The sequence below is a fragment of the Stieleria maiorica genome (assembly GCF_008035925.1).
Lineage (GTDB): Bacteria > Planctomycetota > Planctomycetia > Pirellulales > Pirellulaceae > Stieleria > Stieleria maiorica.
Genome location: NZ_CP036264.1, coordinates 4,008,948 through 4,023,261 on the forward strand (window position 1 = coordinate 4,008,948; position 14,314 = coordinate 4,023,261).

Sequence of the window (14,314 nt, forward strand, 5' to 3'; positions counted from 1 at the left end):
CTACACCTGTTGGCTTTTGGCAAACAGGGCTCCGGCGATTCCGCCAAGGATGATCATGACCAGAAAGGCACCGATCCGCGACTTCGGCTTTTGGAACACGAAGTAGAACAGGTACAGGATCGTGCAACAAAGGAATCCGACCTTCTTGTCTTCTTTGAATCCTTCGACGACCAATTTCATCAGCGCGCCGAAGGACACCAGGGCACAAGCGGATCCGGCCAATTGCAAAAAGACTTGCATGGCGTTGAAGTTGTCTGTTCCGGTCGTGCGATTGGCCGACATGACGGCCATGACTGCCAACGCAGTCGCGCTACCCAGGATGAACAGAATCAACCCCAACATCCACCACGGCATGCCGGCCCGCTCGGTCATGTCCTTTTGCATCTTGTCGGCGCGGCGCATGTCTTCGGCCGCCTTTTGCAGCGCCAGCGTGCCCGAGGAGATGTCGACGCCGGGCGTCAAATGCCCCTTGACCGATTGGCCGGTGGTTTTGTTGAAACCACATTTGGTGCACAAGATTGCGTCGGCCCCCATCGCCGAGCCACAGGATGGACACACCGCTGCGATGTTCGTGCCGAAACCTTCTTCGTCGAACAAATCGTTCATCGGGTTTCCGGCCGCTGCTGCACCGATCGCCTGTGCCGGGGGGGCTGCCTGACCGGTGGCTGCCGCGACCTTGCCGCCGGCCGCCGTCGGGACCTTGATCCCTTGCCCACAAGCGGGGCATTTAACCGCTTTTCCCGCGAACTGGTCTTTCACCGCGAGAGCTTTCCCGCACTGACATTTGATTTGAATCGGCATGGAGGCAATGAACGCAAAAACGTGACGTCGGAAATCGGGCACCCTATGATAGCCATTTTCCACGTCAGATCCGAGTCTGTCTACTCGATTCGATGCCCACCGGTCTGAAACGACCGGCATTCAGGCTGCTGCGTGTCGCCGATCCACACAATCCGAAAAGGTGGCACGAGGAATCGCGTGAAGATCACTTGAAGAACGGGTTGGCCTGGACGGCCGCGGGTCCTGCCGAGCGTTTTTCGCCCGCCAGTGCTTCGGCGGAGGCGTTCTCCCTGATCCACTGGGACAAATCCTCAGCCGACTGGTAGCCCACCGCATCGCCGATCTTGCGTCCGTCCTGCAGCAAGATTAAACGCGGAATACTACTCACGCCATAACGCTCGGCCATCTGCGGGCGTTCGTCGACATCGATCTTGCGGATTTCGACCGGCAGATTGGTTCGCCCCAGCTTGCGAAGTTCCTTGTCGATCATCCGACAGGGTGGGCACCACGGAGCACCAAATTTCATCAGCACTAACTTGGGGCTCTCCCCCGAGATGGGATCGGAATCAAAAAACTCGTCGCGCGACGCCGCAGACGCTTCGTTCGTTCCCCGGTCCGAATCGTCGTCGCTGAGACCCGCCGATGCCGACGGATCCGCCCAATCGGTCAACTGCAGATCCGATGACGACACCAGATAAATCAAGCATCCGACGGACAGGATCGCCAGGGGAACAAGCTGTTTCATCTTAAGCCACAATCAAATGGGAGCGTGCATCGGCAATTCTACGGCGACGACAATCGTTCCGAACGGTTTTACCGGCCTGTTGATGTGAACGCGTCTGGTCGCGTTGATTTCAGAACCTCCAGCCATCATCAGGCCGTTGCGGGAATCTAGTCCACGTTTCAACGTGCCGCACAGGAGAAATGACCGGTTGTCGGTCAGCCCCGCCAGAACAGAACGGTGGAGAAGGACCCTCGAACTGCGGGGACTCCTCGCGTCGTCCACTACCGCTAACCCAATCATTCAAGCAAGACGCAATGCGAGGCTTGTCGCGAATGGACGCTGGGTGTGGCCAAACTTTGCGCTACGGTACGTCGTTCAACATTCGGGGCAGTTGCCGCAACAGAAAACGTGGCAGGATTGCGACGCATTTTTGACTTTCCGGATCGACCGCGGCGGCGCCGACGACCTGCTCGTTGACGGCGGCCCCTTGCAGGATTAATTCCACACGCTGCTGTGTGGCTTCGCCGTCGGCATCGTCAAACCAGACGACGACGGGAAACCGGTCGTGCGACGCATCCGAACCGACCCACCAATGCTGGGAATCGACAACACGCACCAACATGCCGGCGGGATTGAGGACTTGGTTCAGGGCATCGGCCGCGGAGACACCTTCACCGGTACGCGGCATCTGCTGGTCGGTCGGTTGCAAATCTCGTCTCGCCGCATCCTGCCAATTGACATAACACGTAACGCCGTTGATCTTCGCGAGCTGCCGGATCAGTGACGCGATCGTGGCGGCCTGGACGCGTGGCGGTCCCGACACGCCGCCGTTTAGTTCCGGCCATGCCGACACCTGGTCCTTGTACGCTCCTCCCCAGCGGGCGAACGACGGATCGGGCAACCTCCCCGGGGCACCGCGGGAGCGTCGGATCGCCTCACAGACAAACACGGCCAATTGGGCCGGCCCGCCCTCGGTCGGAATCGAGACTTGGGACGGGTCGCCTTCGGTTTGTCCCAACAACGTGCGTGCGAGCGTGACCGCGGAAGCTGCTTCGGGCGCCAAGTCGCTCAGGTCCAAAATCTCGGCGACCGCTTGATCGAATCGCTGGTCGGTCGGCCGCAGCGTGATCGTGCGGGCATTCTTGTCGAACGTCGAATCGGTCGCCGTGCAAATGGCGGTCAACAGATCCTCCAACGTCGGCCAGCCGTTGGGTAATTTGACGCGTGAATGGATCGGCAGACCGACGATGTCGTAGGACACCCATTCGACTTCGATCGGCACGCCACTAAGCTGGCTGAGGAACAGCATCAGGTCATTGAGCGGATAACCGTTCGGATCGGATGTCTGCAGAGCGATGTTCAGCCCCAGCGCTTGACGCATGTTGGCCGCGTCGGGGGTTTCGATTGCGACCTCCAAATCCACGTCCACCTCGGTCGCGCGATCCAGCTGGATTTCGTCAATCGTTTGCGGCGCCGGCTGGGTTTCGGTGAACTGCGGTCGATCGATGGCGGTCAGGCCGTTGAGCAGGCTTTGGAGCTCCTTCGGCAATTCGGTCAACGTCCCGGTCTCGTCCGCCGGATCGGTGTTTCCTCCTAACGGTGACGTCTCCATCGGCGATGATCCCACCGGTGTCATGCTGTCCAGCGGGCTTCCCGAGAGCAACGGGCTGTCGCCGAGCAGGTCTGCCGGCGGTTGGATCGGATCGTCGACCGGTGGATCGTTGTCGCCGGGAACGTTCGTTTGCGGGTCGTCGGCTGCAGTGGATTCTTGCGCCGAATTTGTTTCGTCGGGCTGGCCGGTTTCGTCGGGCTGGCCGGTTTCGTCGGGCTGGCCGGTTTCGTCGGGCTGGCCGGTCTGGTTGTCAGAATCAGGGGCGCCGGCCGGCGTGGCATCGGTGGGGACGTCGTCGGAGCGAGTGCCCGCTTCCTCAGTTGAGTCTTCGATCGATTGGGCGGAGGCGGTTTCGGCATCGGCACTTGATTCCGCGGATACCTGTTGCGTTTCGCCCAAGCGGGATCGGCGGAGTACAGCGAACAAGACGGATGCGGACACGATGCTGGCCAAGACGACGGCCACCCACATGGCGATCCGTCGCGACGCGGCGTTTTTTTGACTGTGCCAATTCGGCGGCGGAGCGGCCGACGGCGTTGCGTCGGGGGCGGCGGATTCCGGTGTTTCGGGCGCTTCGCCGATTTGGGCGGCGTGTGCGGGCTGGTCGGAAAAAACCGGCGGCGGTTCGGCGCGGGCGACTCGGGGATGCGAACCATGGCCGGACGGGCCCGGAGGAACCGCGTCCTGCGGTTGCGCTCCTTCAAACTGCGGCTGCTGCTGGGCCGCATCGGGCGCGTCGGCCTCGCCGATCGAATCTTCGGTCAACGCCTGACTGTCGACTTGATGGTTCCCCATCGCGATCGCGGCAGCAGCGGTCGGGCCTGCTTTGGGCGGCGTCAACTGGACCATCGACTGGCACTTGGGGCAGGCCACGATATTGCCGACCAACTCCTTGCGGCTGACACGCAAGCGGCTCGAACACGTGACACAAGTGACGGAAAATGGCTGGAAATCCAAGCGGCAGGCCCGTTGGGGACAGTGGGATTCGATTTAAGACCCTCTATGTTACCATGCGGATTGGATCGATTGCGGATTTGGGAGCCCTGCCGAATTGGTGGGGGCACATTGGTGTGGGCTTGATCGGTCCGGAACACTAGGATTGATGCGCTAACGATGACCTACACTCCGTTAACCTCCTGGAAAACCAGACGCGACACGACTTCCACAGGACCGGGATTTCTTGATCACTCCGATGCTGGACACACGGCGATATGATGACCGCGAGCACCTGTTGCTTGCCAGTTTCGCGATGCGCAGCCGTGACAGTCGGGGGCGTCGATACCCTGAACCCGACCACGCCTACCGTGGTCCGTTCGCTCGCGACCGAGATCGGATCCTGCACAGCAGCGCGTTTCGGCGGCTGTCAGGGAAAATGCAAGTTTTCACCGGTGACATGGGCATTTACCATCGAACTCGGTTGACGCACACCTTCGAAGTCGCCTCGATCGCCCGCACGATCTCGCGTGTGTTGCGGCTGAATGAAGATTTGACCGAAGCCCTGGCGCTGGTTCATGACATCGGCCACCCGCCGTTCGGGCATTGTGGCGAGGATGCGTTGAGCGAGTGCATGCAGCCGGTCGGCGGGTTTTCGCACAACGGGTTCGCCCTGGTCATCGTCGAGCAACTTGAACAGCGGTACGCCAGATTCCCAGGGCTGAACCTGTCATTGGAAATCCTGGACGGGCAAGACGTCCGGGCGCACAAGGCAGAAGCCGCCGTCGGTCGCAGCCCGCTGCTGGAAGTTCAGATCGTCGACGCCGCCGATTCGATGGCCTATGACGCACACGATGTCGACGATGCCTTGCAAATGGGTTTGTTGTCGATGCAGGAATTGCTGGAACTGTCGATCGTTCGACGCGCGATGGATATGGTCCAGGAGAAGCACGGCAGGGAGCGGGTTCGTGAAGAGCGTCAACTGCTGGTCCACGAATTGATCGATCTTCAAGTCACCGACTTTCTGAGTGAAGCGACCGAACGGGTCATCGAGTTTCAGGGCCAGTCGGTTTCCGACGTCCGCGATGCCGGGTTGAGACTCGGGCACAGCGATCAGCTGTCCCGCGAGCGGGCCGAACTGGAATCGTTTTTGTTCGAGGCCGTTTATCGTCATCCGCGGCTGATCCCCGTCCGACGGGCGGCCTATCACCGGCTGCAAGACATGTTCGAGGTGCTGCGTCACGATCCTTCGCGACTGCCGCTGCGGTTTCGTCGCCGATGTGAATCCCACCCGATCGAAACCGTCGTCGGTGAATACCTGGCCGGCATGACCGATGCGTTTTGTAACACTCAGTACAAGTACGCCACCGACGGCAGCACCGGCCCACTGGCGGACTGGTAAGACGAAGTGATCCGTTGATCCGCCGCTTGCGGATAGCAGGTAAGAAGATTTCGGCGGCAAGAAAATGATCAACTGCACCTTGCGATTGGTGCCGCCAATTTTCCTGCCTCCAAAATTTCCATCCCGCCACGGCGTTCTGTCGCGTCGGAGAGGGAGGGCAGAATGATTCGGGGCAGAATCATGAGGTGCGCCTGAGCTGGTGACAAACGGATGCTCCCAATTGACTCAATCGGGAACGAAGCCGTTGGCAATTCATCAACGAAACACGCTTGAGCCGACAGGTTCTGTGTTGAGCTGGCGGAGCCTAGGGAACGAATTGCCAATGGAACGCGTGTCCAGGGTGGGTTATCTTGGAGCGATTCTCCCTGATCTCGTCTCTCCGGCTGTCCGCTGAATTCGATGAAACCGATGTGTTCCACGGTTGCTCTGCGAGCAATCTATTGTGTGCTCCTGCTGGCATTGCTGCCCGGCGTCGTCTTCGCTCAACGCTCCGCCGACACGATCGCTCCGGTCCGCGAGGGGGATCAGGTCGAGGTTCGTTGGCTGCGAACGTGGTATCCGGCGACGGTGCTGTCCTACGCCGCTGGCAAGGTGACGGCCGAGTATGAACGCAGCGGGTCGAAGACGACGGGCGAATTCACGTTGGAGGACACGCGTTTTCCCAACGGGGAAGGAGCATGGTTGATTTGGAAAGACAGTTCGGGAAAGTTCAGTGTCCAAGCGCGCTACCTCTCCCGCACCGAATCACACGTCAAAATCCGCAAGGCCGATGGGTCGGAACTGGAGATCCCGATCGACAAGCTCGCGTCCGACTTGCGAAAGCAAGTGTTGAAGGTCCCCGTCACCGGCAACGAAAACATGATCGACGGCGCGAATCCGGTGCGCGTCGGAGACCAAATCGAAGTTCAGTATTTTTCGAAGTGGTACCCCGGCGTGATCAACCGTGTCCTGCCGGGGCAGGTCGAAGTCGCCTACGACTACGGTTCGTTCAAACGCGAAGGCACCTTTCCGCTGAATGAAATCCGATTCCCGGGCGGCGAGGGACACTGGCGTCTGTGGACCGACGCGTCGGAAAAATTCAAGGTCGTCGCACGCTACATCTCGCGGACGCAGGACAAGGTCACGATCCGCAAAGAGGACGGCTCGGATGTCACCATTCCCATCGAACTGTTGGCGCCCAATCTGCGCAGCTTGCTGGCCAAGACGCCCATCACCGGCGAAGAAAACAAAATGGATGGCGCCAATCCGGTTCGTGTCGGCGACCAAATCCAGGTCAAGTATTGGTTCCAGTGGTACGACGCAGTTGTCACCAAAGTCTTGATCGGCGAAGTCGAAGCGCAGTTCAAGCGGTATGGCCGCGAGTTGACCGAACGCATCAAACTGGCCGACATTCGGTTTCCCAACGGCGAAGGGCGTTGGCGGGAATGGTCCGATGCCTCGGGTTCCTTCACCGTGATCGCTCGTTTCATCAGCCGCGACGAAACCCATGTGACGATTCGAAAGGAGGATGGGACGGACACGCGGGTCGAGATTTCGAAACTGAATCCGACCTTGCGACGGTTGCTAGCCGAAACGCCGATCATCACACCGCGGCCGAGAAACTTCGATTTCAAATCGCCCCGCCAGGAGTTGCAGCTGGCCGCTTCGGCACCGGGATTGGATCAGGTGACGATCTCGGCATCAGCAATCGAACGACCCGTCTTTGGGACCGGCGGAACCGGTTTTGCAATCTCCAAAAGTGATTCGATTTCCGCGGCGATCCCGATCGGCGGCGAATCACAATGGGTTGCCGTCGGCGCGTACTCCAAGAACAGCAGTCGCTATGGCGGCGAAACGCGACTCTACTGGGCCAGCCCCAAGTCAAAATCGGCGGTCGACGGCCCCGTCTTTTTGGATGACGAGCGGATCGTCGACTATTCGCCTCAGCAGTCCAGGCTCTTGAGCGTTCAGGTCGGCGGGTATTGGGGCCAGCCGATTCGGTTTTGCACCTATCGCGTCGGTGTGGGCGAAACGAGCGCACGGGCCGAGGCGAGTTGGGAGATCCCGGAATCCAAGGGGTCCTTTGGTGGACGCTCGCAGTACATGGCCAAGCTGATCGGCGGAAGTCGATTGCTGTTGGGCAACGACGCCTCGGTGTCGTTGTACGATTTTGCGACGCGAGAGATCGTCTATTCGATTTCCGGCGCGCACGAGAACCGTTTCTACCTTCACCCCAGCGAGCGGTACTTTGCCGTGATGGACAACAGCGGCGGCGTCGGGCTGTTCGAACTCGACAGCGGACAGCAATTGGCTTACCTGGGCGGCGGGCGAACCTATGGCAGCGGCGTCGGGTTCAGCCAAGATGGCCGATTCCTGTTGACGATCAGCGGCGGCGAGATCTCAATCTGGGACTTGCTGGAAGGCGGCCAGCCCAAGACGCTTCGCCAAGGCGGACTGGCCGTCGGACCGGGGACTCCGATCAGTTTATTGGCCGGCGGATGGATTTCTGCCGGCAGCCAGATCTACAGCACGGGACTGAAGTTGGTCGTTTGGAATTACGTCGGGAAAGGCGTCACGATCGCCGAGCGACAAATGCTGGGCCGCCAAATGTTGGTCGCGGCAACCACCAATGTCTCCGGGCAATCGCACGGGCTTGTCGGCGTCGCGACGGTTCCCCACGACGATGCGATCGAATTGATGAAGAAGGTCGATCCCAACTCGCTGGTGATGCTCAAACCCGGCTTGGCCGTGCGGATCGAAGCCAGCGGCGACGCGCGGATCGCCCAAGGCCTTCGACGCGCCGCGGCGACGCGAGGCTTTCGCGAAGACCCCAGTTCGGAAGTCATCCTTTCCGGTTCGGCGGGCCCGGGCGAGCCGGTCAAACGCACCTACCAGTTGACCTCTTTCGGACGCGCCGGCGGCGGTGGGACCGAAGAACACAGCGTAACGCCCTGGATCCAGAAAGCTGAAATCCGATATCGAGATCAATACGCTTGGGGGACCCAACAAGGCGGCGTGCCATCCTTTGTGACATTTAAGGAAGGCGGGTCACTCGGTGCGGAGTTGCAGAAGTCATCGCGTGCTTCCTACGACATGTTCGAGGATTTAAAGCTGCCCGAAGAACTGTTGTACCCGCGCTACCAACACGGCCTTGGGACGACCGAAATCACCATCAATGGATTCGTGGACAAGGCCAACTAGGCTTTCTCTCACTATCTGTAGCGGAAGCCGCCAAGGCTTTCGACTGGCAGCAGCTCACACGAGAGAAGCCGAGATTCTTGGCGAATTCCGCTACCACATACGACGCTTGCCGGGTTTAGAAACCGAGCCTTGCTGGCACCGAGCTGACAGAGTCAGGTTACGGGGCAAGACGATTTCAATCTCCGCCCCCCCGGCGTCCGGATTACCGACTTGAATCTGTCCGCCGTGTGCCTCGACGATTCGGCGACTGATCGAAAGCCCCAATCCCGTTCCGTGCTGTTTGGTGGTGTAGAACGGTTCGAAGGCGCGAACCAACGCTTCGGCGTGAAACGGCCGCCCGTCATTACCGATGGAAATCCGCACCGCCTGCTGATTCGCGAGCGTGGTCTGCTCAAATCCGACGCGGATTCTGACCGGATCCTGTGGCTGGTCAAAGGCGTTGTCCAGGACACAGCAAAAGACTTCATCCAGCTTTCCGCGGTCGACCAGCGCGGCGTCGTCGCCTTCGTGCTCAAACACGAATTCAATCTGGTTGGCCCATGCTTTGTATTGTTTTTGCAAGTCGATAAAGACGTCCCGGCAGAGCGGTGCCAGATAGGTCTCGGTGCGGCTCAACGTGATCGGTTCGGCGAACCGCTTGACTTCGTCATAGTTTCTCAGCAGGTCCGACAGCGATCGGCGAATCTTTCTTGAAAGTTCCAGCTGACGATCCTCGCCGGCGAAATCCAATTCCAACAGGTCCAGACAGGCGACGGCGCGCTGCAATGCGTTGCGGCTTTCATGCGCCAGGCCGCTGATCATTTTCGCGATCGCGTCCAGCCGTTCGGACTCCAATCGCTCCCCATCGATCGCTGTTGATTCACTCTTGGACAGATTGGCCAAAAGCAGCGGTTCGGATTGCTCCTCCACCGGGACCAGCGTGACATCCACAAAGACCTCGGACCCGTCTTTACAGACGACCCGCTGTCTTTCCCCCCGTCGCTGAACTGCAACCGAATGTGACACTGGGGGCGCCGGGTGTGCGTGTCCGTCACGTTCCCCGATCTCCGGGAGCAACCCGTCCAGGGTCGACCCGGTGAGTTCGGAACGCGCATATCCGAACCAGTTTTGCACATTCTCGTTGGCATACAGAATCGTGCCCGAATCATTCGCCACCACGACCGCCGTCGGGGAAAATTCCATCACTTGACGCGTGAGCGACGAGTCGGAGAAGAGTTTTGCGATCGCATTCATGATCGGAAATGCCGCGTTGGAGGTCTTGTGAACGGACCCCCACCCCGCACGCGGAGTGCCGAACGCCCGTAGAGTAGAATTTTTCAGCGCGTCCGGGTCGGAGGAAAAGTTGCGATTTTGTCAAGTGGGCACGCGGTTCGCAGAGGGGGGATTTTGACATTTGTGGCGAATTGTGGTTTCTTAAAGGCATGCCAAAAACGGTGCAAGCATGTCGAAGGAGTGAACAGTGATGGCGACCCTACCCAATACCCATCTGAATTTGAGCGGGCATTCAGCGGACGTTCTCCCGAAGGGCCGTCAAGACGATCGGGTTGGCGGGACGAACGGCGGCGCCGATTCGGCGCAAGTCGATCCCCCGGATTCTGCTGATCCCCAAGGGAAGAACACGTACTATCGCGAGATACTGGCACAATCCGGATCGGCCGAGCTGCGACAGGTTGATGTGGACGTCCAAGACGGGCGGATCGTTCTGTGCGGTCGTGTTTCCAGTTTCTACCAGAAACAACTGGCACAAGAATCTCTGCTGCCGGTCGCCATCGGGATGCAGATTTGCAACCGGCTGGAGGTCGATCGCTAGGCTTTGGCCTTAAACGCGTAGCGGAAGCCGCCAAGGCTTTCGACTCGCAGCAGTCTACACGGGAATAGCCGGAATTCTTGGCAGATTCCGCTACCACATACGACCCTTGCCGGGATTAGGGACAAGGTAGCGAACGGGTCGGGCACACCCTGGAAATGGGGCCTTGCTTCGGTGTAGGATGCAGCGTCACAAGAATCCAGATGATGTCGCTTCTTTTCCGTCGCCGGCGCCCATGAACGAACCGCTCAGCATTCTAATCATCGAAGACGATGCTGATACGCTCAACAACCTCTGCGATATTCTGGAACTGGACGGACATCACGTTGTCGGCGCCTGTTCGCTGGCCGAGGCGAAGGTCGAAGCCGTCCGGGCCTCATTCCAAATCGTGATTTCGGACCGCAAATTGCCCGATGGGCTGATCGAGGACTTGCTGCCCGAACTGATCCAAACGGTCAGGGGCTCGGACATCATCGTGATCACCGGGTTCGCCGACATGCAGAGCACGATCACGGCGTTTCGGATGGGGGTGACCGATTACGTGATCAAACCCATCATCCCGGATGACCTGCGCAGCACGGTGCGGCGGATCGCGGACAAAAAACGGCTGGAAGCCGAGTTGGCCAAAGAGCATGCGTTTGCCGAATTGGTGCTCGACACGGCCGAGGCGATCGTGCTGGTCTTGGACCTGGACGGCAAGGTCGTTCAACTGAATCCCTATTTGGAACAGCTGACCGGTTGGAGACCGGACGACCTGCGTGGAAAGGACTGGTTCGACGCCTGCATTGCCCAGGAAGAACGAGAGCGGGTCAAAGACGTTTTCTTCCGGACTGCCCATGACGTCCGCACCCGTGGCGTGGTCAACGCGGTCGTCGGCAAAGACGGCAGACGCTTTCCCGTGCGATGGTCCAACACGACGCTCAAGGACCACCGCGGCGAAGTGACGTCGGTACTTGCCGTCGGCGTTGATATCAGCGACCTGACCGCCGCCCAAACGCGGGCCCTGCAGGCCGAACGACTCGCCGCGATCGGACAAACGATGACCGCTCTGGCGCACGAAAGTCGCAACGCGCTGCAACGGATTCAGGCGGCCGGAGAAATGTTGGGGCTGGAACTCGCCGGCAATCAACATGCCCTGCATGACCTCAAAGCGATCCAGCGTGCCACCGAGGACCTCAAGTGCTTGCTGGAAGAGGTGCGGTCGTTCGCCGCGCCCATCCAGATGCGTCCCACCCGGATTCGTTTGTGCGAAATCTGGCGGCGGGTCTGGGACGACCTCGCCGCGTCCCATGCCAGCCGTGACGTCCAACTGGTCGAAAAAATTGAAACCTGTGACGTCGAAGTCGAAGTCGATATGCTGCGGATGGAACAAGTCTTTCGAAACCTGTTCGAGAACGCGCTGGCGGCCTGTCACGATCCGGTCCGAATCGAATTGGAATGTGCCCATGAGGACGGACACATCACGCTGACGGTCCAGGACAATGGACCGGGGATGTCCGCCGAGCAACTCGAGAAGCTGTTTGAACCGTTCTTCACCACCAAGCAAAGCGGCACCGGACTGGGACTGTCGATCTGTCAGCGGATTGTCGAAGCCCATCGCGGCACCATTTCGGCCCGCACCTCAACCACCGGCGCCGTCTTCGAGATTCAGCTGCCACGCGAAAAACCTTGCGGCGTTGAGATCTACACGTCGTCGCAGCGATGAACCAAGGAGGCCGGATGCAAAGTCAAGACAAAGCCGTGCTGTTGGCGATTCTGGAAGCGGCGGTCGATGCCATCATCGTCATCGATAGCCGAGGAACCATCCAAACGGTCAATCCGGCAACCAGCACGCTTTTCGGTTTTTCCAAGGAGGAAATGCTGGGGCAAAACGTCAACATGCTGATGCCCAGCCCGTTTCGGGAGCAACATGACGGCTACCTGAGCAATTACCTCAAGACCGGCGAGGCAAAGATCATCGGAATCGGCCGCGAGGTGGTCGGCAAACGCAAAGACGGTTCGACCTTTCCGATGCACTTGGCCGTCAGTCGGATGTCGATCGGCGACCAGATCTTGTTCGCCGGAATCGTGCGTGACATCACCGATCTGAAGAACGTCCAGAACCAATTGGCCCAAGCCAACGAACAATTGGAACAACGCGTCCAGGAACGAACGAGGGAATTGCGAGCGGCGCAGGCGGACCTGCTGAAGTCCGAGCGAATGGCCACGCTGGGCCAGGTTTCCGGAGGCATCGCGCACGAAATCCGCAATCCGCTCAATGCCGTCCGCACGTCGGTCTATTATCTGCGCAATGTCCAAAATCCGTCACCAGAAAAAGTCGCTGAACATCTGGAGAGGATTGATCGGCAGGTCTCGTTGATCGACAATGTGATCACGGCGCTCTCGGATATCGCGCGGATGCCGGAACCGGCGGTGATCCCCTGTGATGTCAACGATTTGCTCCGCAAGATCGTCTGCTCGATTTCGATGCCTCGAAACATCCAGGTCGAATTGGATCTGCCCGACACCGGTTTACAAGCCGGCATCGATCCCAACCAAGTTTCCATCGTCTTTCGTAACCTGCTCCGCAATGCACGTGACGCGATGCCCGATGGGGGAGTGATTACGTTGACCGGACAGGCCGATTCGGAGAACGTCGTGGTCCACGTGACCGACAACGGTGTCGGGATCCAGCCGGACGACTTGGCGCGTGTGACCGAACCACTTTTCTCCACCAAAGCGCGCGGGATGGGACTGGGATTGGCAATTTCCGTCGCCATCCTCAAGAAAAACCACGGGCGGCTCGACGTCAAAAGTGAACCCGGCAAAGGCACCACCTTTTCGGTTCACCTGAAACCATTTTTAGCGGAACACACAGCATGAACGAGCGGGGATCGCGGGTATTGATCGTCGATGACGACGCCGATATCCGCGCCAATTTTTCCGACATCCTCAGCGACCTCGGGTACCAAACCACAACGGCCGAAGACGGTGTAGCGGCGCTGCGCTGCATCCGCGAAAGCCGCTTCGACGTGGTCCTGCTGGACTATCAAATGCCCGGCATGGACGGCGCCTCGCTCTATCGCGAGATCAAAAAGCTACAGCCCTCCATCGCCGCCATCATGATCACCGCCTGGGCCGGCAGCGACGGCGCCCAACAAGCAAAGAACGCCGGCACCTGGGACGTGCTTCGCAAACCCGTCGACATTCCCGATCTGTTGGAGAAACTCTCCCGCGCCGCCACCGCGCCGATCGTGTTGGTGGTCGATGATGACGAAGAATTCTGCCAATCGCTGTGGCAGATCTTGAACCTCAAGCACTTTCGCGTCGCACTGGCCCACAGTGAAGCCGAAGGGATCTCCCGAGCCGCCGATTCAAAGTATCAGGTCGCGATCGTCGACCTGAAACTCGGCAGCGGAGACGGCCGCAAGGTGATCCGCCGGATCCACCGCGCGATCCCGGAAGCCCGCACCATCATCGTCAGCGGCGACCAGAAAACCGCCGCCGACGCCTACGAAGAACTGGGCGACCAAATCGTCAACGCCGTCTGCGCCAAACCCATCGACGTCGAACAATTGCTGACCATGATCGAATCCGAAACCGGCCGGAATTGAATGATGGGATCATCGCCGCGGCCACGTATGAAATGCCTGGAGAGGAATCGCTGACTTAAAAAATTGCAGCAACATTGCCGGCGTTGAATGGCAAGCAGGGAAGAGCAGGGGGGCGGGGTAAAATGCAGGCGCATCGGGTGCTATGCGTAGCCGAGTGATTGACAAAAACTGTACAAAAATATTCATGTCGACAGTTGTTTCAGTGCACGGGACCTCTACAATGGTGTTTTGCTGTTAGCCTTCTCCTCCTGGAGAGCAGTGGTTGGACGCCCCTGAAGAACCC

Annotated in this window: 10 protein-coding genes; 6 read left to right on the top strand and 4 right to left on the bottom strand. The window is 59.4% G+C overall.

Annotation, left to right across the window (positions count from 1 at the left end; genetic code table 11):
• The 3 genes from Mal15_RS13780 to Mal15_RS13790 all read right to left on the bottom strand — a co-directional run bounded on the left by Mal15_RS13780 (nucleotide 1) and on the right by Mal15_RS13790 (nucleotide 4,025).
• Nucleotides 1-801 carry a hypothetical protein gene (locus tag Mal15_RS13780; RefSeq protein ID WP_147868300.1) on the bottom strand — a complete coding sequence of 267 codons (801 nt, stop codon included), beginning with the start codon at nucleotides 799-801 and terminating at the stop codon, nucleotides 1-3.
• A gap of 184 nt (nucleotides 802-985) precedes the next feature.
• Entirely contained in the window at nucleotides 986-1,525 is a 540-nt protein-coding gene (locus tag Mal15_RS13785; RefSeq protein WP_147868301.1) for a thioredoxin family protein, read from the bottom strand.
• Between the two features lie 340 nt (nucleotides 1,526-1,865).
• Nucleotides 1,866-4,025: a hypothetical protein gene (locus Mal15_RS13790; protein WP_147868302.1), complete on the bottom strand. Its 2,160-nt coding sequence runs from the start codon at nucleotides 4,023-4,025 to the stop codon at nucleotides 1,866-1,868.
• 283 nt (nucleotides 4,026-4,308) lie between these two features.
• On the opposite strand from Mal15_RS13790, the gene dgt reads away from it, so the two are divergent.
• Nucleotides 4,309-5,451 carry a dGTP triphosphohydrolase gene (gene dgt / locus Mal15_RS13795; protein ID WP_147868303.1) on the top strand — a complete coding sequence of 381 codons (1,143 nt, stop codon included), beginning with the start codon at nucleotides 4,309-4,311 and terminating at the stop codon, nucleotides 5,449-5,451.
• Between the two features lie 408 nt (nucleotides 5,452-5,859).
• Entirely contained in the window at nucleotides 5,860-8,631 is a 2,772-nt protein-coding gene (locus Mal15_RS13800) for an SHD1 domain-containing protein (RefSeq protein ID WP_167546804.1), read from the top strand.
• Nucleotides 8,632-8,721: 90 nt separating this feature from the next.
• Here the strand turns inward: Mal15_RS13800 and Mal15_RS13805 are convergent, their stop codons facing one another.
• On the bottom strand, nucleotides 8,722-9,864 hold the full coding sequence (locus Mal15_RS13805) for a sensor histidine kinase (RefSeq protein ID WP_147868305.1): 1,143 nt from the start codon (nucleotides 9,862-9,864) through the stop codon (nucleotides 8,722-8,724).
• Nucleotides 9,865-10,093: 229 nt separating this feature from the next.
• Here Mal15_RS13805 and Mal15_RS34660 point away from each other — a divergent pair, with 229 nt between their 5' ends.
• The 4 genes from Mal15_RS34660 (at nucleotide 10,094) to Mal15_RS13825 (ending at nucleotide 14,031) form a co-directional block, all read left to right on the top strand.
• Nucleotides 10,094-10,441 (top strand): BON domain-containing protein, encoded by a 348-nt coding sequence (locus Mal15_RS34660; protein ID WP_233903437.1) that lies wholly within the window; start codon nucleotides 10,094-10,096, stop codon nucleotides 10,439-10,441.
• A 232-nt stretch (nucleotides 10,442-10,673) separates the two neighbouring features.
• A complete protein-coding gene (locus tag Mal15_RS13815; protein ID WP_147868306.1) occupies nucleotides 10,674-12,143 on the top strand; it encodes an ATP-binding protein in 1,470 nt (489 codons plus the stop codon).
• Between the two features lie 14 nt (nucleotides 12,144-12,157).
• Nucleotides 12,158-13,300, top strand: a complete 1,143-nt coding sequence (locus Mal15_RS13820; protein ID WP_147868307.1) for a two-component system sensor histidine kinase NtrB — start codon at nucleotides 12,158-12,160, stop codon at nucleotides 13,298-13,300.
• Entirely contained in the window at nucleotides 13,297-14,031 is a 735-nt protein-coding gene (locus Mal15_RS13825; protein ID WP_147868308.1) for a response regulator, read from the top strand. Before Mal15_RS13820 ends, Mal15_RS13825 begins: the two co-directional genes overlap by 4 nt.
• The last annotated feature ends 283 nt before the right edge of the window (nucleotides 14,032-14,314 follow it).

Coding starts and splice junctions, on each gene's coding strand:
- Mal15_RS13820 (WP_147868307.1), top strand. CDS start 12,158: ATGCAAAGTCAAGACAAAGCCGTGCTGTTGGCGATTCTGGAAGCGGCG.
- dgt (WP_147868303.1), top strand. CDS start 4,309: ATGCTGGACACACGGCGATATGATGACCGCGAGCACCTGTTGCTTGCC.
- Mal15_RS13800 (WP_167546804.1), top strand. CDS start 5,860: ATGTGTTCCACGGTTGCTCTGCGAGCAATCTATTGTGTGCTCCTGCTG.
- Mal15_RS13780 (WP_147868300.1), bottom strand. CDS start 801: ATGCCGATTCAAATCAAATGTCAGTGCGGGAAAGCTCTCGCGGTGAAA.
- Mal15_RS13825 (WP_147868308.1), top strand. CDS start 13,297: ATGAACGAGCGGGGATCGCGGGTATTGATCGTCGATGACGACGCCGAT.
- Mal15_RS34660 (WP_233903437.1), top strand. CDS start 10,094: ATGGCGACCCTACCCAATACCCATCTGAATTTGAGCGGGCATTCAGCG.
- Mal15_RS13785 (WP_147868301.1), bottom strand. CDS start 1,525: ATGAAACAGCTTGTTCCCCTGGCGATCCTGTCCGTCGGATGCTTGATT.
- Mal15_RS13805 (WP_147868305.1), bottom strand. CDS start 9,864: ATGAATGCGATCGCAAAACTCTTCTCCGACTCGTCGCTCACGCGTCAA.
- Mal15_RS13815 (WP_147868306.1), top strand. CDS start 10,674: ATGAACGAACCGCTCAGCATTCTAATCATCGAAGACGATGCTGATACG.